Raw genomic sequence first — 19,297 nt, forward strand, 5'->3', positions numbered from 1 at the left:
CGAGTGTCGTGTGGTGGTCGGGACCGGCGTCGATCCGGTGACCTTCCGCTTTTCAGGCGGACGCTCTGCCAACTGAGCTACCCGACCGTGCCTCCGTAGGGCGGTGCCCACGGTGGTGGCGGTCCCGACGGGATTTGAACCCGCGACCTCCGGCTTGACAGGCCGGCGTGCACTCCAAACTGCACCACGGGACCTCGATGTGGAGGCCTTGCACCCCCAACGGGATTCGAACCCGTGTTACCTGCGTGAAAGGCAGGCGTCCTAGGCCGCTGGACGATGGGGGCTCCGCTTCCCTTGAGGGCCGAGTCACCATAGCAGCCGCTCCGGGTGCCCCCTCAACGAGAAGCGGTGTTGGCTACGGTGTAGCGACCTCCCGGGAGCACCATGAGCGACCAGCAACCCCTTCCGCCGTTCGATCCGCTGACGGCGCCACCCGAGATCGGCGGGGTCGTGCCTCCGGTGCCCGGATCCCCTCCGGCGGTGCCGGCGGGCGAGGGAGGCGGCGGTGGGCCCCGGTGGCTCCTGCTCGGGTTCGCGGTGCTCCTGTGGGGCGTCGTGGCGGGGGGCGCGGTCCTCGGGTGGCTCGCGCTGCGAGAGGAGGCACCTGCCTACCCCGACGCCTGGGACGACCGGGTGGTGGCCATAGCGGCGTTCGTCGAAGACGAGCGAGGGCTCGATTTCGAGCATCCCGTGTACGTCGACTTCCTCCCCGAGGACGAGTTCCGGGAGAAGGTCACGACCTCGAAGGAGGAGCTCACCGACGATGATCGGAAGGAGATCGAGCAGGCCACCTCGCTCCTGCGTGCGCTGGGGCTCGTCGAAGGCGACCTCGACCTGTTCGAGGAGCAGAACCAGCTCAGCGGCGACGCGACCCTCGCGTTCTACGACCCCGACACCAAGCGGGTGACCGTCCGTGGCACGGAGCTGACCCCGTCGGTCGAATCCACGCTGGCCCACGAGCTCACCCACGCCCTCCAGGACCAGCATTTCGACCTCGAGACAGTGAGTGAAGAGGCGGGCGAGGACCGCACCCTGGTCTACCGGGCCTTGGTGGAAGGCGACGCCATGAACGTCCAGCAGGCGTTCAACCAGTCCGAGTTGACCCGCACCGAGCGGCAGGAGGTCGAGCGGAAGGACCAGGAGGCGGGCGATCGCGCTTATAGCGACCGGGAGCCTGCGCTGGTCGCCTTCATGGCCGCGCCGTACGCCATCGGACCGACGTTCGTCTCGCTCGTGGAGGCCGATGGTGGGCGTCGGGCATTGGACCGCTTGTATCGGGAGGGGCTTCCCCACGAGGTCGCCCTGCTCGACCCCACCCGCCTCGAGGACGAACCGCGGGAGGTCGAGCTCCCCTCGGTCCCCGACGGCGCGGAGATGATCGACGACGGAGAGTTCGGCGCGTTCGGCTGGTTCGTGGTGCTCGCGGCGCGGCTGGACGCGCAGGCGGCGCTCGCCGCGATCGACGGGTGGGGTGGGGACTCGTACGTGAGTTACGACGACGGGGGGCGAGTGTGCGTCGAGGCTCGCTACCGAGGCACGAATCGGAAGGTCACCGAGGCGATGGAAGGTCTGCTCGACGAGTGGGCGGCATCGATGCCGAGTGGGGCTGCGTCCGTGGGCTCCTCGGGCGACGTGGTCGAGTTGCGGTCCTGCGATCCCGGTGGGGACTCCACGGCCGAGCCCAACGACGTCGTGGAAGCACTGCAGTACCCGGTGGGCAGGTTGGTCACCGCCCGGCAGCTGCTCGATCAGTACGGCGGGCAGTTCGATCTCGACCAGGTGTGGTGTGTATCGAAGCGGATGTTCGACGAGCTCACGATCGAGCAGCTGAACAGCACGACGCCTGACCCCGAGGTGATCCGAGAGGTGCAGAACCTCACCCTCTCGTGCCTTCGCGGTGGCTGAGACCCACTCGCGGTGGTCAGTCGATGCTGAGCGCCTGCACGATCCGTGCGAGCAGGGCTGAGAGCACGTCGTAGGCGAGATAGGCGCCGTAGTCAGGATCGTCCTCGTCGATGTCGGGGCGCCAGTCGTCCTCGGTGATGTCGAGGCGGGTCCCGAGCACCAGGCGCAGGGCGTTCACCGCGGTCATCCACTGTGACAACTCATCGGCCGACAGCGTCGATGCGTTCGCCGTCTGCTCGATGGTCCGGAGCGCCGCGAGGTGCCTCTCTCGCAGCTCGTCGCGCACCATCTGTTGGTAGAAGGCCTCTCGTTCCGCGTCGTGCGGGTACGCCGTGGGGAACAGCCGGCGGAGGAGGAGATGGTCGGTCCCCCGGGTCATCAGCTCTCGTAGCTCCCCGCACAGACCGATCAGGAACCGGCGTTCGACCGCGCTGGCGAGGAGATCGAAGTTCCCGTCGGGGCGTGCCACGAGCAGCAAAGCCGGTCAATCCTGCTGCATGGTGGCCCACAGGCCGTGTTCGTGGAGGCGGAAGACGTCCAGCTCTGCCTTCTCTCGCGAGCCACTCGACACCACGGCCTTGCCCTTGAAGTGGACATCGAGCATCAACTTCTCGGCCTTCTCGTGCGAGTAGCCGAAGAGCTTCTGGAACACGTAGGTGACGTAGTCCATCAAGTTGATGGGATCGTTCCACACGATCACGACCCACGGGCGGTCGACCTCGATCTCGCCGCCCAGGTCCGGCTCGTCGACCTCCACCGGCGCGGTCAGCGGTGCCGGGCTCATCCTCGGATGGCGGCCGGGTGCGCCCGCATCGGAAGACCGGCTCGGAGATCGAGGTCCCTGAGAGGGGTGGGCTCTGCCGGGGCGAACAGCGCGAGGTGGAAACGCAGGGTGGCGACCCACACCACGACCGCGCCGAGGACGTGCAGCCCCACCAGCAGCGGCGGCACGCCAGTGAAGTACTGCGTGTAGCCGATCACGCCCTGGATCACGATCGCGCCGACGAGCACGGCGCCCCGACGGCGCACCCCGGTGGGTACCCCGGAGCGGTAGGCACGCCACAGCATCGTCATCGCGAGGACGAGGAACAACCAGGCGGCGATGGCATGGAGCCGGGTCACCTCGGAGATCTCGAGCTGCAGGCGTTCGGCCCGCTCGTCGCCGCCGTGCGGACCGGTGGCAGTGACGATCGTTCCCGCCACCACGACCGCGAGAGCCGCGGCGACGGTCGCTCGGCCGAGTGCGATCGTGCTCGTGGGGACGAGTGGACGGGTGGCAGGCGCGGGATTCGATGCCCGCTCGTGGAGCACCACTGCGTTCCACAGCAGCACGATCGAGAGCAGGAAGTGCCCGATCACCGACAAAGGCGCGAGATGGAGGAGGACCACGATCCCACCGAGCACGATCTGCGCCAGCACGCCAGCGACGAGCCCTAGCGACCACCAGGTGAGATCTCGACGTCTCGGCTCGCGCGCCAACGAGCCGAGCACGGCCAGGATCACCGCGACCGATACCACCCCGGTGATCGTGCGGTTCACGAACTCGACCATCGCGTGGTATTCGAGTGGTGCGACGAGTCGTCCCTGCTCGCAGGTCGGCCAATCCGAGCACCCCAGCCCTGAGCCGGTCAGGCGCACGGCGGCGCCGGTCACGACGATGAACGCCAGCGCCAGCAGGGCGAGCAGCGTGATGCGCTGATAGGCCCGCGGCGACAGTCGAGGCAGGCGCCGGAGCGGTGCGTACACGTCCCGATGCTACGGCTCGGGAGCGGCGAGCCCAAAGCCCCGGGCGTGTCGGGATCACCGGCCTTCCGGGATCGGGCCGGGCCGGCAGGCGGTTTCGCCGTGAGGGATGGACCGCTCTACGCTCGGGGAGCCATGGCCACCACCGCCGCTCCCCCGGCCAGCCTCACCTGGCAACGCCGTGTCGGGGCGTACGTGGCGCTGACCAAGCCACGCATCATCGAGCTCCTGCTCGTCACCACCGTTCCGACCATGATCGTGGCCGAGCGGGGCCTGCCATCACTGGGGCTGATCGTCGCCACGGTCGTCGGGGGCACACTGGCGGCGGGCGGGGCCAACGCCGTCAACATGTACGTTGATCGCGACATCGACGCGGTCATGCAGCGGACCAAGAACCGCCCACTCGTCACCGGGGCGGTGGCACCGCGTCAGGCTCTGGGTTTCGCGGTGGCGATCGAGGCGGTCGCCTTCTTCTGGCTGTGGGGGCTGGTGAACCTGCTGAGCGCGGTGCTGGCGCTCGCTGCCTGTCTCTTCTACGTCTTCGTCTACACCCTCTGGCTCAAGCGCACCTCGACCACCAACATCGTCATCGGCGGCGCGGCCGGCGCCGCTCCGGTCCTCATCGGCTGGTCCGCGGTGACCAACCAGCTCTCCTGGGCCCCTCTCGTGCTGTTCGGTGTCATCTTCTTCTGGACGCCGCCACACTTCTGGGCCCTGGCCATCCGCTACCGCGACGACTATGCCTCGGCCGAGGTGCCCATGCTGCCGGCCGTCCGCTCACTCCACGCCACCGCGGTGCGGATCGTCGTCTATGCGGTCGCGGTCTGGGTCCTCACGCTGGTGTTCGCCCCGGTCGCGGGCATGGGGACGGTCTACACGATCGCCGCGGTCGTCCTCGGCGCCCTGTTCACCGGGCTCTCCGTGGGCGTGCTGCGCACCGAGTCACCCTCGGTGGCGATGCGGTTGTTCTCGTTCTCGATCTCCTACGTCACGCTGCTGTTCGCGGCGATCGCGGTGGACGTGCTGGTCCGGTTCGGCCTGTGAGCGGACGCGGTGACGGAGCAGCCCACGAGGCACGGTTCCGTTCGTTTTTCGCCCCGATTGGCAGGTGTGTAGAGTCCCGAGCCGTACTGTCGTTCCGGGAGGAGGCGTTCGCGCCCTGACGCCGACGCCCGTGTGCCGAGGTGCACGGCTGTCACCGTCGCGAGCTCACGAACTGAGATGGCGATCACCGAGACCAGACCCGAAACCGCCACCGAGACGCACACCAACCCCTGGGACACCGGCGAGGAGTACCCGGCGGTGGCGGTGGTGCTCGGGACCGGCGACCACAAGACCCTGGGCCGCTTCTACATCGGCTTCGCCCTGCTGTTCGGCATCGTGGCCTGGGTGCTCCAGGGCCTGATCACCCTCGATGCCGCTGGCACCGACGTCCTTGGTGCCGACACCGCGTCGCAGGTCTTCACACTCGGACGGCTGAGCCTAGCTCTGCTGTTCGCCATCCCACTGCTCGTCGGTGTCGCGACGGTGGTGGTACCTCTCCAGGTTGGGGCGTCCACCATCGCCTTCCCGCGCGCTGCGGCCGCCGCCTTCTGGACCTGGCTGCTCGGCTCGGTGCTCCTCCTGATCGCCTACTCGGTGAACGGTGGTGTCGGTGGCGGGCGCCCGAAGGGTGTCGATCTCGCCTACCTGGCGATCGGCGTGACGATCGTGGCCCTGCTCCTGGCCTCGATCTGCGTCATGACGACGGTCGTCGCTCTCCGGGCTCCTGGTATGTACCTCGACCGGGTTCCGATGTTCTCGTGGGGGATGTTCGTCGCTGGTGCCATCTGGCTGCTCAGCCTGCCGGTGTTCCTCGCCAACGTGCTGTTGATCTACGTCGACCACCATTTCGGTCGGCCCACGGATTTCGGCGTCGCGCTCAACCAGTGGCCGCAGCTCGGCTGGCTGTTCGAGCAGCCTCAGGTGTTCGCGTTCGCCATCCCCGTGCTCGGCGCGCTCGGCGACATCGTCGCCACCTCAGCCGGGGTCCGGCAGCGGAACCGGGGCTTTCTGCTGGCCGCGATCGGCGCGTTCGGGATCCTGTCGTTCGGTGCATTCGCCCAGCCCTACTTCAACGAGGACGTCTGGGAACAAGTCCTGTTCGTGGTGGTGGGCGTGGTGTTGCTCATCCCGCTCCTGTTGCTGATCGCCGGCTGGGCCACCACGATGACGCAGGGCCGGCCCCGGATCACCACCGCCAGCGTCGGCGCCTTGCTCGCTGCCCTGGTCCTGATCCTGGCGGCCCTCGGCAGCGCCCTCTACGTCATCCGTCCACTGCGACTGCAGGCGAACGACCGCCTCGATCTCCCACTGGCGAACGCCTTCCAGACGGGAATGCTGGCGCTGGTCGTCGGCGCGGTGAGCGTGGGCGCCATCGCCGCGCTGCACTTCTGGTCCCCGAAGGTCACGGGCCGGCTGGCCAACGACGGCCTCGGCAAGATCCTGGTCCTGGTGGGTTTCGCCGGCTCGGTGCTGGCCGGGCTGCCGCTGTGTGTCCTCGGTTTCGCCAACCGCTGGGACCGGCTGGCGGACGCGGCCGACGCCCTGTACCTGGTGTCCACCGCGGGCGCTGCGTTGTTGGCCGTCGCCGTGCTCCTCGCCGGGTTGAACATGCTGGCTGCCAGTCGTGGACCCCGGGCGGAGGAGGATCCGTGGGGTGGGCAGACCTTGGAGTGGGCAACCCCTTCACCCCCACCCACGGGCAACTTCGGTGAGCTCCCGCCTATCGAGTCCGCCGAACCGCTGCTCGACGTCAAGGAGGCTGGGTCCTGATGGCGGTCACGCATGCACTCCCACCGGCGCCTCCGCTCCAGCGGCCGCGGGTGTTGATGGTGGCGTCGGGGTTCGCGTCCGCCGCGGCGCTGATGCTGTTCGGGGGGCTGCTCGGCATCTACCTCACCCGGCGAGCGGAGTTGCTCCAAGCGGGGGACACCTGGCTGCCCGAAGGGGTGACCATCCCGCTCCAGCAGCCGAACGTGATGCTCTTCACCCTCCTGGCCTCGGCCATCACCATGCAGTGGGCGGTCTACGCGGTGGCCCGTGACGATCGAGTCAACACCTACATCGCGCTCGGGCTCACGTTCGTTTTCGGCATCGCGTACGTCAACATGCAGTCGTACCTCTACACGTTGATGAAGTTCGATGTCATCGCGAACCAGCAGGCGGTGCTCGTCTACACGATCACCGGAGCGCACCTCGCCATGCTCGTTGCCGCGATGATCTTCACGGCCGTGATGGCGTTCCGCGCTCTCGGCGGCCGGGAGACGAGCCGCCAGCACGACGGTGTCTCCGCTGCCGCATTGTTCTGGCACGCCATGGTCGTGGCGTACGCCATCCTCTGGTACGCGATCTACATCACCAAGTAGGCGCCATGCTCTCCTTCGTCCGCTCCCGCATGTTCACGACGGCGTTCCGGTTCTTCGCCGCGCTCGCCGTGTTCGGCTGGCTGGGCGCGCTCACCCAGGCGTTCACCAGCGGTCAGTCCGTCATCAATGCCGTCGTCGGGCCGCTGTCCATCGGCTGGAAGGGTGGGGTCGGCAACCACTTCACCTATACCGTGCTGATGTCGCTGACGCTCGTGGCAGCAGCTATGGCGGTGCTGCTCATCGCCTTCCGCGACGCCGACCCCGAGGCAGAAGCCCAGGTCCTGCACGCGGAGAGCGTCCCGCTGACCCGCGCTCCGTCGGGAGCCAACTTCATCCCGATGGTGGGAGCGTTCGCGGTCGGCGTCCTGGTGATCGGGCAGATCACCAACAAGTACGTGACCCTCGCGGGTCTGGGTTTGTTGGCGGCGGTCATCGGCGTGTGGATGCTTCGTGCCTGGGCCGAGCGGGCCACGGGTGACGATGAGGTCAACCGCGAGATCTACCAGCGCTTCATCGAGCCGTTCCGGGTACCCATCCTCGCGGCGATCGGTATCGCCATCGTGGTCCTCGCCCTCTCGCGGGTGTTGCTCGCGGTCAGCGAGACCGCCTCGGTCGCGGTCTTCGCGGGCGTCGGCGCGGTGTTCCTCCTCGGCACGGCACTGATCGCCGCCCGCCCGCAGATCAGCAGGAACGCCATCACGCTGCTCCTGTTCTTCGCCGCCATCGCGGTGATCGTCGGTGGGATCGTGGCGGCCGTGCAGGGCCAACGTGATTTCGAGCATCACAGTGGCGAAGAGAATGGCGCGGTCACCGAGAGCGGCGCCCACTCGACGAGCGGTGAGAGCGAGGGCAGCCTCGGTCCTGTGGTCGCTGAGCCCCGAGGACAGGCCGACGCATGATGCCTCGGTCCTGCGCCCTCGCTCCGCCCGCCGAGCTGGCAACGCGCCCGCTGGCCGCGGGACACTGCGTCTCGATAGGTCGAGGAGACTGAATGCCCCGTCGCTCGCTCTTTCTGAAGGTCTTCGGAACGGCGTCCTTCACCATCGTCGCCGTCCTGTACGTGGCCCTGATCGTCGCCGTCTTCCGGAACGACGACAAGCCACTGACCACGCTCGCCCCGAAAGGGGTCAATGCCCAGACCATCCAGAACCTCGTCGCGCCGGTGTTCGGCGTGGCCGGGGTCATCTTCGTAGCGGTCTTCGGAGCGGTGCTCTACATCACCTGGCGCTTCCGGGACCGTGACGACGACACCCCGATGCCGAGCCAGGTGCACGGCAACTCCGTGCTGGAGGTCGGCTGGACGGCCTTGCCCGCACTGATCCTGGCAGCGATCGCGGTGTTCACCGTCATCACCATCATCAAGCTCGAGCAACGGTCCGATGACGCCCTCGCGGTCCGCGTGTACGGCCAGCAGTGGTGGTGGAGCTACCAGTACGACGTCGACGGCGACGGCAGCTACGACGGTCAGGGCGACATCACCACCGCGAACGAGCTGGTCATCCCCGCTGGGCGTGAGGTGTCGTTGACCATCAGCTCGCACGATGTCATCCACAGCTTCTGGATCCCGGCCCTGAACGGCAAGAAGGATGCGGTGCCGGGCATGGACAGCCACTGGAAGATCGAAGCGGATCAACCGGGTGTGTACATGGGGCAGTGCACCGAGTTCTGCGGTCTCTCGCACGCCAACATGCGCATGGTGGTGCGGGCATTGGATCCCGCCCAGTTCGACGAGTGGGTCGCCAATCAACAGCGTCCTGCTCGATCGCCGGAGCCGGGCTCCCTCGCCGCAGCCGGTGAGGCCCAGTTCGGCAACCTCTGCGCGCAGTGCCACGTCGTGAACGGCAAGTTCGAGAAGGCCGAGGAGACACCGCCACCATTGCTCTCGGGCGTCGCGCCGAACCTCACCCATCTCATGACCCGTGGCACGTTCGCCGGCTCCATCTTCAACCTCTACTACCCCCAGCAGCCCGGCGCCCCCGTTCCGACGCCGGGGGACCCGACGGACGCGTCGACACCCGGTGATCCGGGTGACGCGCTCTTCGGGGGAACGAGCGCGTACCCGGTCAATCGGGTGACGCTCGAGGCATGGCTCCGGAACCCGCCGGCGATGAAGCCTGCTGCCGCCACGCAGAAACGGGGCATGCCGAACCTCGGCCTGAGCGAACAGCAGATCGACGAACTGGTCGCGTACCTCGAGACCTTGAAGTAGCGCCCACATGACGAACGACACCGCCGTCCCGGAGCAAGATCATGGCCCTCACTGAGTCCCGCCCGCTCGCCCTGCCCTCAGGCGAGCCGACCGAGGTGGAGTTCCATCCGATCGGTGTGTTCGAGCGCCCCAAGTCCAAGCGGGGTTGGCGTTCGTGGTTGACCACCGTCGATCACAAGAAGATCGGCATCATGTACGGCGCCGCGGCGCTGTTCTTCCTGCTCATCGCGGGGAGTGAAGCCCTGCTGATCCGGGCGCAGCTGTGGTCCCCACGCGGCACGCTGCTCTCGGCGGATGCCTACAACCAGGTGTACACGATGCACGGCACGACCGCCGTCTTCTTGGTGGTGATGCCGTTGGGCGCGGCGTTCGCCAACTACCTGATGCCGCTGCAGATCGGCGCCCGGGACGTCGCCTTCCCGCGCATCAACGCCTTCAGCTTCTGGTGCTTCCTCGTCGGTGGCATCTTCCTGAACACGTCGTGGTTCCTGGGTGGCGGCGCCGATGGTGGCTGGTTCATGTACGCACCGAACAACGGCGTGCTCTACTCGCCGAGCCACGGGATCGACTTCTGGAACCTGGGCCTCATCATGACCGGCATCGGTTCGCTGACCGGCGCCATCAACCTGATCGTCACGGTGCTCAACATGCGGGCACCCGGCATGACGCTCATGAAGATGCCGGTCTTCACCTGGATGACGCTGGTCACGCAGTTCCTGCTGCTCTTCGCCATCCCCGTGCTCACGACCGCGCAGTTCCTGCTGCTGTTCGATCGGCTCTTCGATGCCAACTTCTTCAACGTGGCGCAGGGTGCGAACCCGTTGCTGTGGCAGCACCTCTTCTGGATCTTCGGGCATCCCGAGGTGTACCTGATGATCCTGCCGGCGTTCGGCCTCGTCTCCGAGATGCTGCCCGTGTTCTCCCGCAAGCCGATCTTCGGCTACCCGTTCATCGTCTTCTCCGGTGTCGCCATCGGCTTCATGGGCTGGGGCGTGTGGGCTCACCACATGTTCGTGTCCGGTATCGGGCCGATCTCGGTGACGACCTTCTCGCTGACCACGATGTTCATCGCGGTTCCCACCGGGGTGAAGATCCTGAACTGGACCGCCACCATGTGGGGCGGGAAGCTCCGGTTCACCTCGCCGATGCTCTTCTCCATCGGGCTGATCCTCATGTTCACCCTCGGAGGGCTGTCCGGCGTCAGCCACTCGATCGCACCGGCCGACACTCAGCAGACCGACACCTACTACATCGTCGCCCACTTCCACTACGTGCTCTTCGGCGGAGCCTTCTTCGGGTTCATGGGTGCGCTCTACTTCTACTGGCCGAAGGTGTTCGGCTACATGCTCGACGAGCGCATCGGCAAGGCGAACTTCTGGCTGCTGCTCGCCGGCTTCAACCTCACGTTCGCACCCATGCACGTGCTCGGCCTCCAGGGCATGTCGCGGCGGGTGTACACCTACGACGCGGGCTTCGGCTTCGAGATCTGGAACAAGGTGGCGACGATCGGGGCCTTCACCATCGCTACGAGCGTTCTGCTCTTCATCGTGAACATCTTCCTGAGTCGCAAGCGTGCCAAGGACCTGCCGCCCCCGGGGGCAGATCCGTGGGATGCCCGGACGATCGAATGGATGGTGCCCTCCCCGACACCCGAATGGAACTTCGATCCGATCCCCACGATCGAGCGGGTGGACGACTTCTGGTACCGCAAGTACGGCGAGGACGAGAACGGCAACCTGGTTCGGGTCGCGGAGACCGACGAGGTGGTGCAACACAGCGACGGCAAAGGCGTGCACCTGCCCTCCCCCTCCTACTGGCCGCTCGTCACCGCGCTCGGCCTACCGATCATCGGCTACGGGCTGCTCTACACGTGGTGGCTCTGCCTGATCGGTGGTCTCGTCGTCGTGGCCGGTCTCTACGGCTGGGCGATGGAGCCACCCGACGACCCGGATGCCGCTCACGGCGATGAGCACGGCCCGGACGACGAGACCCTCGAGGGCGCCGAGCTGCCCACCCGGGAGCCCGCTGCGGTCGCGGCGGCGGTCGAAGAGCAGGAGGCCGAGACCGTTGGCTGAGACCGTCACCCACCACCGCGAGCTGCTCGCCGAGCGGGACGCTCACGCGCCGGTCGCCCACCCCGACCACGCCACGAACACCGGCATCTCCAACACCAAGTTGGCGATGTGGCTGTTCCTGGCCTCCGAGTGCCTGCTGTTCGGCGGGCTCATCACCACCTACTTGCTCTACAAGCACCCGCTCCCCGGCTCGGGACCGGGGCCACACGACGTGTTCGACATCCCGTTCACCTCCGCGAGCTCGTTCGTGTTGCTGATGAGCTCGCTCACGATGGTGCTGGCGGTCTCCGCCATCGAGCGGGGTGACCATCACCGGCTGCGGGTCTGGCTGGTGGGCACGGCCTTGCTCGGAGCCACCTTCATCGCCGGTCAGGTCTACGAGTTCACCGTCTTCTACAACGAGGGGCTCGGTTACACGACGAGCCGTTTCAGCTCGGCCTTCTACACCCTGACGGGCTTCCACGGGGTCCACGTGACGGTGGGCATCATCATGCTCGTCTCGCTGGTGCTGCTCTCCCTGCGGGGGCGGTTGCCGGAGCATCGATCGGAGACCGTCGAGATCGTCGGTCTGTACTGGCATTTCGTCGACGTCGTGTGGATCCTCATCTTCGCCGTCGTCTATCTGATCCCGTAGGAGTTCATGCCATGGCCGCGGTGACGCCGGAACCGACCGATCAGCCGATCCCCACCCAGGCCCTCGACGGCGCGGTGGCCGAGTACCCCCGTGACCGGCTCTACGTGATGACCGCCGTGTTCCTCGCCATCGTCACCGCGGTGGAGATCGCGACCTACGTGTGGCCGGAGCTCCCGGTGTGGAGCTGGGGCCACGAGAGCAACGTCGGCATCATCGCCGCCCTGATGGTCCTGATGGCGATCAAGTTCTTCACCGTGGCCTGGGTGTTCATGCACCTCAAGTTCGACAAGCCGTTGCTGAACCGGCTCTTTGCTGCCGGCTTGATCCTCGCGATCTCCGTCTACCTCGCGGTCATGGCGGCGTTCCGGATGTTCTGGGCCGGCGACGAGATGGTCAGGCGAGGCTGAGGACTCCCGGCCGGCTCGAGCATCCGATCATTCCCAACGGAACGACCTGGCCGCGACCAGCGGCATGGCGATCGCCCAAGCGGCGAGCACGGCCCACGCCTTCGTGGAGGCGGTCGCTGCGGCGCTGAACGCCCCGAGCACGGTCTCGCTCAACGCCGCGGCGGGAAGCACCTCCGCGATGGCGCGCACCCCGCTCGGCAGCCGGTCGACCGGCACCACCATGCCTCCCAGCAGGAGCAGCAGCAGGTAGAGACCGTTGGTCGCTGCCAGGTTGACCGTGCCACCGAGCGTCCCGGCGAGGAGGAGGCCGAGTCCCGCGAAGGCGGCTGTTCCCAACACGAACGCCGGTAGGGTGGCGGTGACGCTCCCGCTCGGCCGCCAGCCGAGTGCCAGGGCTGCCGTGACCAGGACCACGACCTGGATCAGCTCCAGCACGAGCACCATGGAGATCTTGGCGGCGACCAGCCGGCCGCGCCCCAGAGGCGTGGCGCCGAGGCGTTTCAACACGCCGTACTGGCGCTCGAAGCCGGTACCGATCCCCAGGCTCACCATGGCGCTGGACATGATGGCCAGTGCCAGGACGCCGGGCGCGAGGAAGTCGACGGCCCTCGCGAAGCCTTCGGGGATGGGCAGCACGCCGGTCAGGGAGAAGAACACCAGGATCAGCAGTGGGATGCCGATGCTGACCAGGAGCTGTTCGCCCTGGCGGAGGCTGAGCATCAGCTCGGTGCGCACCTGCATCCGGTAGGCGTTCACGGCCGACCCTCTCGGGTGAGCCGCAGGAAAACGTCCTCGAGCGTGCCGCGCCCGGCCCGGAGGTCGCTAAGGGGGATGCCGTGCTCCGCCAGCCAGCTCGTGAGCGCAGCGACCGCGTCCGGCGTGGCCTCGGCATCCACCAGGTACTCGCCGGGCTGCTCCTCGACCACCGTCGAGCGGAGGTGAGCGCTGAGCGCGACCGTGTCGATGCCGCTGGGCGCGGCGAAGCGGATCTGCGGGGACTGGCCCGCGGCCATGAGCTCGGCCGGCGTGCCGCTGGCGAGGAGCCGTCCGTGATCGATGATCAGCACCCGGTCGGCGAGGCGCTGCGCGTCGTCGAGGTCGTGGGTGGTGAGCAACACCCCGACGCCCTGGTCACGTAACTCGGCCACCACCCGGCGGATGATCTGGCGTCCCGCGGGATCGATGCCGGCAGTCGGTTCGTCCAGGAAGACCACCCGTGGCCGACCCACCAGCGCGAGCGCCAGCGAGAGGCGCTGGCGCTCACCACCGGACAGGTGCCGCCACGTGGTGCGAGCCCGGTTGGTGAGCCCGACCTGTTCGAGCAACTCGCCGGGATCGTGGGGGTGCTCGTAGTAGCTGGCGTAGAGCCGCAGCATCTCGATCGGGCGGATGCCCGTGTACACCCCACCCTCCTGGAGCATGACCCCGATCTGCGGAACCAGCCGGCGGTGGGCCCTCACCGGGTCGAGGCCCAGGACACGCACGACGCCCCCGTCGGGCCGCCGGAACCCTTCGAGGGCCTCGACCGTCGTGGTCTTGCCCGCACCGTTAGGGCCGAGCAGGGCGGTCACCGCGCCCATCGGGGCGTCGAACGAGAGCCCGTCGACGGCCACCGTGTCACCGAAGCGCACCACCAGCTCGGTGACCTCCACCGCCCGTTCCGATCCTGGCTGCACTGCCACGTTGCGGAAGCTAGCTCCGCTCGGAGTCCCTACGGTGCGCATGGCTGTGCCCCCGCGGGGCGCGGCTAGCTTCTGCGAGCATGCTCGACGTCCGCCGAGTGCGCACCGACTTCGACTCCGTCCTCGCTGCGCTGGAGCGCCGGCACGATCCCTCGCTCCCCGCGCAGCTCGAGCGGGTTCGTGATCTCGACGCTCGCCTGCGGGAGCTGGTGGGTGAGCGTGACGAGCTGCGATCCCGGGTGAAGGAGCTCTCCAAGCAGGTCGGCACGCTGCATCGAGACGGCAGGACCAGCGAAGCCGAAGCGCTGCAGGACGAGAGCCGACGGCTCGGCGAACGTGAGCACCAGCTCGACGCCGAAGCCGATGCGGTCGGGCAGGAACTGCGAGGACTGCTCCTGCGGATCCCGAACGTGCCGGCCGATGACGCGCCCGACGGCCGTAGCGACGAGGACAACGTCGTGGTCCGGGTGGAGGGGTTCGATCCGAACGGGTATGCCGAGCACCAGCGGGTTCCCCACTGGGACGTGGGCGCCCAGCTCGGCATCCTCGACCTGGAACGGGCGGTGAAGATCTCCGGCGCCATGTTCACCATGTTCCGCCGGCAGGGGGCAACCCTGGCTCGGGCCCTGTGCCAGCTCGCGCTCGATCGCAACGCCGATGCCTTCGAAGAGGTGCGCCCACCCAGCCTGGTGTCGTCCTCGACCCTCACCGCCACGGGCCAGCTCCCCAAGTTCGCCGACGATGCGTACCACGTTGAGCGCGACGACCTGTGGTGCATCCCCACCGCGGAAGTGCCGCTGACCTCGATCGCCAAGGATGAGATCCTCGCCGAGGAGGACCTTCCCATGCGGCTCATGGCCTACACCCCCTGCTTCCGGCGGGAGGCGGGTTCCGCGGGGCGTGACACCCGGGGCCTGCTGAGGGTCCACGAGTTCGACAAGGTCGAGATCCTTGCCTACACGACGCCTGAGCAGGCACCAGCCATGCTCGAGGAGTTGCTCGCCCGAGCCGAGGGGACCATCGCCGCGCTCGGGCTCGCCTACCGGGTCCTCGACATCTGCACCGGCGATCTCGGGCAGTCCCACCACCGCTCGTTCGATCTGGAGGTGTACGCCCCCGGCGTCGACCGCTGGCTCGAGGTCTCCTCCGTGTCGTGGTTCAGCGACTACCAGGCTCGCAGGGCCAACATTCGCTACCGCCCGACCGGGGAGAGGCGAATCGAGATGGTCCACACCCTGAACGGCTCGGCGCTCGCCGTGCCCCGGGTGTGGGCAGCGCTCGTGGAGACCTACCGCCAGCCGGACGGATCGGTGGTGCTCCCGGACGTGCTGGCCCCTTACCTGCGAGGGGGCACCGTCATCGAGGCCCGCTGAGCGGTGGCGAAGCCGCCGCCGCCGCCGGGACCGTCGCCGTCGGGATCGGCCACCGTCGCGGCGTTCGTACTCTACGGGTGGGTGCTCGTCTGGTCGGCGGCGATCGCAGCAGCGGGGTTCGACGTCTCGATCTTCAACGGGCTGTGGCGGCTGGCCGGCACCCTCGGTGGGCGGATCCTGCTGTGCCTGGTGGTGGTGTGCGCGCTGTTCCACACCGTCGATGGGCTGCGCCGATTGGTGCTCGATGGCGCTCGGGATGTGGCCCGCTGCGATCTGGCGGCGCGACTGGCAGCGGTCTTCCTCACCGCGGCGCTGGGCGTCCCCGCGAGCCTGGTGATCCTCTGGCCCGCTCTCGGAGGTCAGCGGTGAGCGCACCGGTCGAGCGGCCGGTCGCACCGTGGAGCTGGCACCTGGGTCGCGCTTCGGCCATCGTGCTCGCCGTACTGTTGCCGGTCGAGCTGGTGTCCTGGCTGATCGTTCCCGACGTGGCCCGATGGGATGCGGTGCGGCTGGCCGCGCGCTGGGAGAGCCCGGTGTGGAGGGTCGCCGACTGGTCGTTCCTCGTGCTGGGACTGCTGCACGCCACGCTCGGGGCGCGTGAGCGGCTCGGTCGGGCCCTCCGGCCCGGTGCGGCGCTGGCGCTGGCCGACGCCGCGGTCCTCTGCGCCGGTGTCGCTCTGGGGCTGCTCGGGACCCGCACCGCGTTCACCTTGGGGCTGTGAGCGCTCGTCGCGCCAGGGCGGCTGACCGCGCTGCTCAGGGGAGCAGGCGTAGGACCTGCTCGCCGAGGAGCCTCAGGTGGTCCAGGTCGTCGAAGTCCAGCACCTGTAGGTAGATGCGGTCGGCGCCGGCTTCGGCGTAGTTGGCGATCCGATCGAGCACTTCAGCGGGTCGACCGGCGAGGTGGTTCTCGCGCAGCTCCTCGACGCTTCGGCCGATGTTGCCGGCTCGGCGCGCCACGTCTTCATCGTCCTCGCCGCAGCACACGGTGAGGGCGGCGGAGAAGCGCATCGAGTCGGGATCACGCTCGGCGGCCTCGCACGCAGCGCGCACCCGTTCGCGCTGGGTCACGAACACCTCGATCGGGGCGAAGGGGACGTTGAACTCGGCGGCGTAGCGGGCTGCCAGGCGGGGTGTGCGCACCTCGCCGAACCCACCCATGATGATCGGTGGGCCGTTGATCTGGAGCGGTTTCGGGAGCGCCGGCGACCCGACGACGCCGTAGTGGCGGCCCTCGAACGTGTACTGCGAGTCGGGCGGGCAGTGCCAGAGACCCGTGATGACCTCGAGCTGCTCCTCGAGCAGGTCGAAGCGGTCGGCGAGAGCGGGGAAGGGGATGCCGTAGGCGACGTGCTCGTCGCCGTACCAGCCGGCTCCGAGCCCCAGTTCGACCCGGCCCCCGCTCATCTGGTCGACCTGGGCCACCGCGACCGCGAGCGGCCCCGGGAGGCGGAAGGTCACCGAGCACACCAGTGTGCCGAGCCGGAGACGGGACGTCTCGCGAGCCAGGGCACCGAGGGTGACCCAGCTGTCGGTGGGGCCGGGGTTGAGCGCGGTCTCGCTCAGACCGGGGATCTTCAGCCAGTGATCCGATCGGAAGAAGCCCTCGAAGCCCTCGGCTTCCGCGACCTGAGCCATCGCCAGTTGCTGGTCGTAGGTCGCTCCCTGCTGAGGTTCCACCATGATCCGGAGGTCCATGGGAGGCACCCTAGGGCGTGGACAGGTGATCGGTCGCTACGACCCCTGGTCGACCCGTGACCGCCGGGCGAGGGCGGCGGTCACGGTGGCGGCAATCGCCAGGGCGAGCAGCAGCCCGATCCGCACCGGCCCCACCTGCTGGATCCAGTTGCTGATCCGGGCGTTGAGATCGAACACGAAGCCGGCCACGGCGCCGCCGCCGGTGGCACCGGAACGGATCCGCAGCTCGTACCACCCGTAGTACGCCACATACACCCCTGCAAGGAGGAGCAGCGCGCCGGAGACCCGGTTCACGTACGGGAGGAACGACCGCATGCGGCGCACCATCCCCTGCCGGGCGAGCGCCGTGGCGAGCGTCAGGACCATGAGCACGAGTCCCATGCCGAGCCCGTAGGCGAGGAAGACCGCGATCCCGGAGGCGGCGTTGGCGGTGTCGAACACGCCGGCGACCGCGGCGAGGAAGGTGGGTAGGGTGCACGACAGCGACACGAGGGCGTACGAGATGCCGAACAGGAACACCGACCAGAGCTCCTGGCGATCGGCGCCTCTCGCCATCTTCAGCAGGTTGAGGGAAACGGTCCGGCCGGCCAGCAGGGCGACGCCCAGCCCGGCCAGTACCGCACCGAGCAGGATCGTGAGCCACGGCAACCGCTCCTGCACCGCGTCGAGGACCGGATCGAGCACGATGCCGAGCAGTCCGAACACGACCAGGAAGCCAGCGGTCATCGCCACTCCCACCGCGAGCGCTCGGAGCACGTTCGCCTGCGGAGGATCGTCGGTGGTGGGTCGGGAGCTCTCCAGCCCGAGGAAGTACGACACGTAGGCCGGCAGCATGGCGAAACCGCAGGGGTTGAAAGTGGCGACCATGCCGACCCCGAACGCGTACGCGACCGGCGCGTCGATCACGACAGGAGCTCCTCGTCGATGATCCGCCGGAGTTCGGTGGCGTCGAGTTTCCCGGCATGCACCCGAGCCACCGTGCCGTCGGCTCGCACGAACACCGTGGTGGGCATCGCGACCCCACCGAATGCCCGCAGCAGATCCCCGGTGGGGTCGCGCCCGGTGTCGTAGGTGATGCCCGTGCGGGCGATGAGTGCCCGGGCGCTGGCGGGCTGCTCGGTGACGTTCAGCCCGAGGAACGCCACCCGGTCGCCGAGGCTTGCGTGGACCCGTTCGAACTCGGGCATTTCGTCGACACACGGGGTGCACCAGGATGCGAAGAAGTTCACCACGAGGGGTGCGCCCTCGTAGTCCGTGAACGAACCGGTGCCCCCGTCGAAGCGCTCGAACGACTCGTCCGGCACCCGTTGGCCGGTGACCTCCCGCCCTGCCAGACCGGTGGGCGCCGGTGCGTTCGGATCGAGGCGGGTCACCCCGCCGTCTCCCGGCGCGGTGAATGCCGCGACGGTGGCGATGGCGAGCAGCACCGTGGCGAGGGCGAGCGCCCACCACAGCATGCGGGCCCGGCGAGCACGCCCGGTGTCTGGAGCCGGGGGGTCTGTGGCGTGGCTCCGTTCGGTCGGGGGGGAATCCATGGGGTGCGCCCGACGGTACCGCCACCGCTGCGGAACACGCACGACAGGAGCGGCCCGCCCCGGGGGGAGGGCGGGCCGCTCCGCTGTCGGCGGGGACCATCGACAGGTCCGGGATCGCACGTCGAGCGGAGGGGGAAGCCGCTCGGGCTGTCACCCGGGCTGTGTGGGATGGCCCGATGTCGGCCTCCGGGTGGGGGATCTCGCCCGGCGCCGGGATGATGGCGCCTTCGAGCCGGCCGGATCGGTGCCGATCAGGCGGTCCGGAGGTGCGTCCGGAGGTGTGCCGGTACCGGGATGTCGGGCAGCTGGTCCTCCGGGCGGGGGTGCTTCGGGGGGCGTCCCCGACGCCGTTTGGTGGCCAGGATCTTGCCGTTGAGGAACAGCTGCCCACCCCACACACCCCACGGTTCGCGGCGGGCGATGGCGCCTTCGAGGCATTCGAGGATCACCGGGCACTCCGAGCAGATGGTCTTCGCTCGGGCGATGTCCTGCAGCTCCTCCGAGAAGAAGACCGCCGCGAGCGAGGCTTCGCCGTCACGGCAACGGGCCTCGCCCCACCAGTCCTCGATGATGCTCCCGCTCAGCTGGGCGAGCATGTGGTCCTTCCCCTTCGTCGAACCACCGGCCTC

At 68.4% G+C, this 19,297-nt stretch carries 21 protein-coding genes and 3 tRNA genes; 12 read left to right on the top strand and 12 right to left on the bottom strand.

Annotation, left to right across the window (positions count from 1 at the left end):
* Positions 1 to 11: 11 nt before the first annotated feature.
* The 3 genes from HZF19_RS04250 to HZF19_RS04260 form a co-directional block, all read right to left on the bottom strand.
* Positions 12 to 87, bottom strand: a tRNA-Phe gene (locus HZF19_RS04250).
* A 29-nt stretch (positions 88 to 116) separates the two neighbouring features.
* A tRNA-Asp gene (locus tag HZF19_RS04255) sits at positions 117 to 194 on the bottom strand.
* 17 nt (positions 195 to 211) lie between these two features.
* A tRNA-Glu gene (locus HZF19_RS04260) sits at positions 212 to 284 on the bottom strand.
* A gap of 100 nt (positions 285 to 384) precedes the next feature.
* On the opposite strand from HZF19_RS04260, the gene HZF19_RS04265 reads away from it, so the two are divergent.
* Positions 385 to 1,905, top strand: coding sequence for a hypothetical protein (locus HZF19_RS04265; protein ID WP_208027511.1), 1,521 nt, complete (start codon positions 385 to 387; stop codon positions 1,903 to 1,905).
* Between the two features lie 16 nt (positions 1,906 to 1,921).
* Here the strand turns inward: HZF19_RS04265 and HZF19_RS04270 are convergent, their stop codons facing one another.
* From HZF19_RS04270 to HZF19_RS04280, 3 genes are read right to left on the bottom strand one after another with little or no spacing between them, the layout of a single operon-like run.
* Positions 1,922 to 2,374 carry a DUF2017 family protein gene (locus HZF19_RS04270; RefSeq protein ID WP_307781139.1) on the bottom strand — a complete coding sequence of 151 codons (453 nt, stop codon included), beginning with the start codon at positions 2,372 to 2,374 and terminating at the stop codon, positions 1,922 to 1,924.
* A gap of 15 nt (positions 2,375 to 2,389) precedes the next feature.
* A complete protein-coding gene (clpS, locus tag HZF19_RS04275) occupies positions 2,390 to 2,689 on the bottom strand; it encodes an ATP-dependent Clp protease adapter ClpS (protein ID WP_208027513.1) in 300 nt (99 codons plus the stop codon).
* Positions 2,686 to 3,651 (bottom strand): COX15/CtaA family protein, encoded by a 966-nt coding sequence (locus tag HZF19_RS04280; protein WP_208027514.1) that lies wholly within the window; start codon positions 3,649 to 3,651, stop codon positions 2,686 to 2,688. Before HZF19_RS04280 ends, clpS begins: the two co-directional genes overlap by 4 nt.
* 132 nt (positions 3,652 to 3,783) lie before the next feature.
* Between HZF19_RS04280 and HZF19_RS04285 the strand changes: the two genes are divergently transcribed.
* From HZF19_RS04285 to HZF19_RS04320, 8 genes are all read left to right on the top strand, one after another.
* The gene (locus HZF19_RS04285; RefSeq protein ID WP_208027515.1) at positions 3,784 to 4,692 is read left to right on the top strand and encodes a heme o synthase; all 909 of its coding nucleotides are present in this window, start codon (positions 3,784 to 3,786) and stop codon (positions 4,690 to 4,692) included.
* 177 nt (positions 4,693 to 4,869) lie between these two features.
* On the top strand, positions 4,870 to 6,462 hold the full coding sequence (locus tag HZF19_RS04290; RefSeq protein ID WP_208027516.1) for a cbb3-type cytochrome c oxidase subunit I: 1,593 nt from the start codon (positions 4,870 to 4,872) through the stop codon (positions 6,460 to 6,462).
* Entirely contained in the window at positions 6,462 to 7,055 is a 594-nt protein-coding gene (locus tag HZF19_RS04295) for a cytochrome c oxidase subunit 3 (protein WP_208027517.1), read from the top strand. Before HZF19_RS04290 ends, HZF19_RS04295 begins: the two co-directional genes overlap by 1 nt.
* 5 nt (positions 7,056 to 7,060) lie before the next feature.
* Positions 7,061 to 7,954 (top strand): hypothetical protein, encoded by an 894-nt coding sequence (locus tag HZF19_RS04300; RefSeq protein WP_208027518.1) that lies wholly within the window; start codon positions 7,061 to 7,063, stop codon positions 7,952 to 7,954.
* 92 nt (positions 7,955 to 8,046) lie between these two features.
* Positions 8,047 to 9,264, top strand: a complete 1,218-nt coding sequence (coxB, locus tag HZF19_RS04305; protein WP_208027519.1) for a cytochrome c oxidase subunit II — start codon at positions 8,047 to 8,049, stop codon at positions 9,262 to 9,264.
* Between the two features lie 41 nt (positions 9,265 to 9,305).
* A complete protein-coding gene (gene ctaD, locus HZF19_RS04310) occupies positions 9,306 to 11,339 on the top strand; it encodes a cytochrome c oxidase subunit I (RefSeq protein WP_208027520.1) in 2,034 nt (677 codons plus the stop codon).
* A complete protein-coding gene (locus tag HZF19_RS04315) occupies positions 11,332 to 11,973 on the top strand; it encodes a cytochrome c oxidase subunit 3 (protein WP_235979339.1) in 642 nt (213 codons plus the stop codon). Before ctaD ends, HZF19_RS04315 begins: the two co-directional genes overlap by 8 nt.
* 11 nt (positions 11,974 to 11,984) lie before the next feature.
* Positions 11,985 to 12,380, top strand: a complete 396-nt coding sequence (locus HZF19_RS04320) for a cytochrome C oxidase subunit IV family protein (RefSeq protein ID WP_208027522.1) — start codon at positions 11,985 to 11,987, stop codon at positions 12,378 to 12,380.
* Between the two features lie 27 nt (positions 12,381 to 12,407).
* Here the strand turns inward: HZF19_RS04320 and HZF19_RS04325 are convergent, their stop codons facing one another.
* Both HZF19_RS04325 and HZF19_RS04330 read right to left on the bottom strand, forming a co-directional pair.
* Positions 12,408 to 13,136, bottom strand: coding sequence for an ABC transporter permease (locus HZF19_RS04325; RefSeq protein WP_208027523.1), 729 nt, complete (start codon positions 13,134 to 13,136; stop codon positions 12,408 to 12,410).
* A complete protein-coding gene (locus tag HZF19_RS04330) occupies positions 13,133 to 14,062 on the bottom strand; it encodes an ABC transporter ATP-binding protein (protein WP_307781136.1) in 930 nt (309 codons plus the stop codon). Before HZF19_RS04330 ends, HZF19_RS04325 begins: the two co-directional genes overlap by 4 nt.
* Positions 14,063 to 14,142: 80 nt before the next feature.
* On the opposite strand from HZF19_RS04330, the gene serS reads away from it, so the two are divergent.
* The 3 genes from serS to HZF19_RS04345 all read left to right on the top strand — a co-directional run bounded on the left by serS (position 14,143) and on the right by HZF19_RS04345 (position 16,157).
* On the top strand, positions 14,143 to 15,435 hold the full coding sequence (gene serS / locus HZF19_RS04335; RefSeq protein WP_208027525.1) for a serine--tRNA ligase: 1,293 nt from the start codon (positions 14,143 to 14,145) through the stop codon (positions 15,433 to 15,435).
* 81 nt (positions 15,436 to 15,516) lie between these two features.
* Positions 15,517 to 15,804 (top strand): hypothetical protein, encoded by a 288-nt coding sequence (locus tag HZF19_RS04340; RefSeq protein ID WP_208027526.1) that lies wholly within the window; start codon positions 15,517 to 15,519, stop codon positions 15,802 to 15,804.
* Entirely contained in the window at positions 15,801 to 16,157 is a 357-nt protein-coding gene (locus HZF19_RS04345; protein WP_208027527.1) for a succinate dehydrogenase/fumarate reductase transmembrane subunit, read from the top strand. The genes HZF19_RS04340 and HZF19_RS04345 overlap by 4 nt, the downstream gene beginning before the upstream one ends.
* A 34-nt stretch (positions 16,158 to 16,191) precedes the next feature.
* Here HZF19_RS04345 and HZF19_RS04350 read toward each other — a convergent pair whose 3' ends face one another.
* The 4 genes from HZF19_RS04350 to HZF19_RS04365 all read right to left on the bottom strand — a co-directional run bounded on the left by HZF19_RS04350 (position 16,192) and on the right by HZF19_RS04365 (position 19,264).
* Entirely contained in the window at positions 16,192 to 17,133 is a 942-nt protein-coding gene (locus HZF19_RS04350) for an LLM class F420-dependent oxidoreductase (protein ID WP_208027528.1), read from the bottom strand.
* A gap of 36 nt (positions 17,134 to 17,169) precedes the next feature.
* Complete coding sequence (locus tag HZF19_RS04355) at positions 17,170 to 18,039, bottom strand: cytochrome c biogenesis CcdA family protein (protein WP_208027529.1); 870 nt, start codon at positions 18,037 to 18,039, stop codon at positions 17,170 to 17,172.
* Positions 18,036 to 18,668 carry a TlpA family protein disulfide reductase gene (locus HZF19_RS04360; protein ID WP_208027530.1) on the bottom strand — a complete coding sequence of 211 codons (633 nt, stop codon included), beginning with the start codon at positions 18,666 to 18,668 and terminating at the stop codon, positions 18,036 to 18,038. Before HZF19_RS04360 ends, HZF19_RS04355 begins: the two co-directional genes overlap by 4 nt.
* A 251-nt stretch (positions 18,669 to 18,919) precedes the next feature.
* Positions 18,920 to 19,264 (bottom strand): WhiB family transcriptional regulator, encoded by a 345-nt coding sequence (locus HZF19_RS04365; RefSeq protein WP_208027531.1) that lies wholly within the window; start codon positions 19,262 to 19,264, stop codon positions 18,920 to 18,922.
* Between the last annotated feature and the right edge of the window lie 33 nt (positions 19,265 to 19,297).

The organism is Rhabdothermincola sediminis, from assembly GCF_014805525.1.
GTDB lineage: Bacteria > Actinomycetota > Acidimicrobiia > Acidimicrobiales > Acidimicrobilacustridaceae > Rhabdothermincola > Rhabdothermincola sediminis.

Excerpts from the sequence above, each read along its gene's own strand:
- HZF19_RS04265 (WP_208027511.1), top strand. The coding sequence starts at position 385 with ATGAGCGACCAGCAACCCCTTCCGCCGTTCGATCCGCTGACGGCGCCA.
- clpS (WP_208027513.1), bottom strand. The coding sequence starts at position 2,689 with ATGAGCCCGGCACCGCTGACCGCGCCGGTGGAGGTCGACGAGCCGGAC.
- HZF19_RS04285 (WP_208027515.1), top strand. The coding sequence starts at position 3,784 with ATGGCCACCACCGCCGCTCCCCCGGCCAGCCTCACCTGGCAACGCCGT.
- HZF19_RS04290 (WP_208027516.1), top strand. The coding sequence starts at position 4,870 with ATGGCGATCACCGAGACCAGACCCGAAACCGCCACCGAGACGCACACC.
- HZF19_RS04295 (WP_208027517.1), top strand. The coding sequence starts at position 6,462 with ATGGCGGTCACGCATGCACTCCCACCGGCGCCTCCGCTCCAGCGGCCG.
- HZF19_RS04300 (WP_208027518.1), top strand. The coding sequence starts at position 7,061 with ATGCTCTCCTTCGTCCGCTCCCGCATGTTCACGACGGCGTTCCGGTTC.
- coxB (WP_208027519.1), top strand. The coding sequence starts at position 8,047 with ATGCCCCGTCGCTCGCTCTTTCTGAAGGTCTTCGGAACGGCGTCCTTC.
- ctaD (WP_208027520.1), top strand. The coding sequence starts at position 9,306 with ATGGCCCTCACTGAGTCCCGCCCGCTCGCCCTGCCCTCAGGCGAGCCG.
- HZF19_RS04320 (WP_208027522.1), top strand. The coding sequence starts at position 11,985 with ATGGCCGCGGTGACGCCGGAACCGACCGATCAGCCGATCCCCACCCAG.
- serS (WP_208027525.1), top strand. The coding sequence starts at position 14,143 with ATGCTCGACGTCCGCCGAGTGCGCACCGACTTCGACTCCGTCCTCGCT.
- HZF19_RS04350 (WP_208027528.1), bottom strand. The coding sequence starts at position 17,133 with ATGGACCTCCGGATCATGGTGGAACCTCAGCAGGGAGCGACCTACGAC.
- HZF19_RS04360 (WP_208027530.1), bottom strand. The coding sequence starts at position 18,668 with ATGGATTCCCCCCCGACCGAACGGAGCCACGCCACAGACCCCCCGGCT.
- HZF19_RS04365 (WP_208027531.1), bottom strand. The coding sequence starts at position 19,264 with ATGCTCGCCCAGCTGAGCGGGAGCATCATCGAGGACTGGTGGGGCGAG.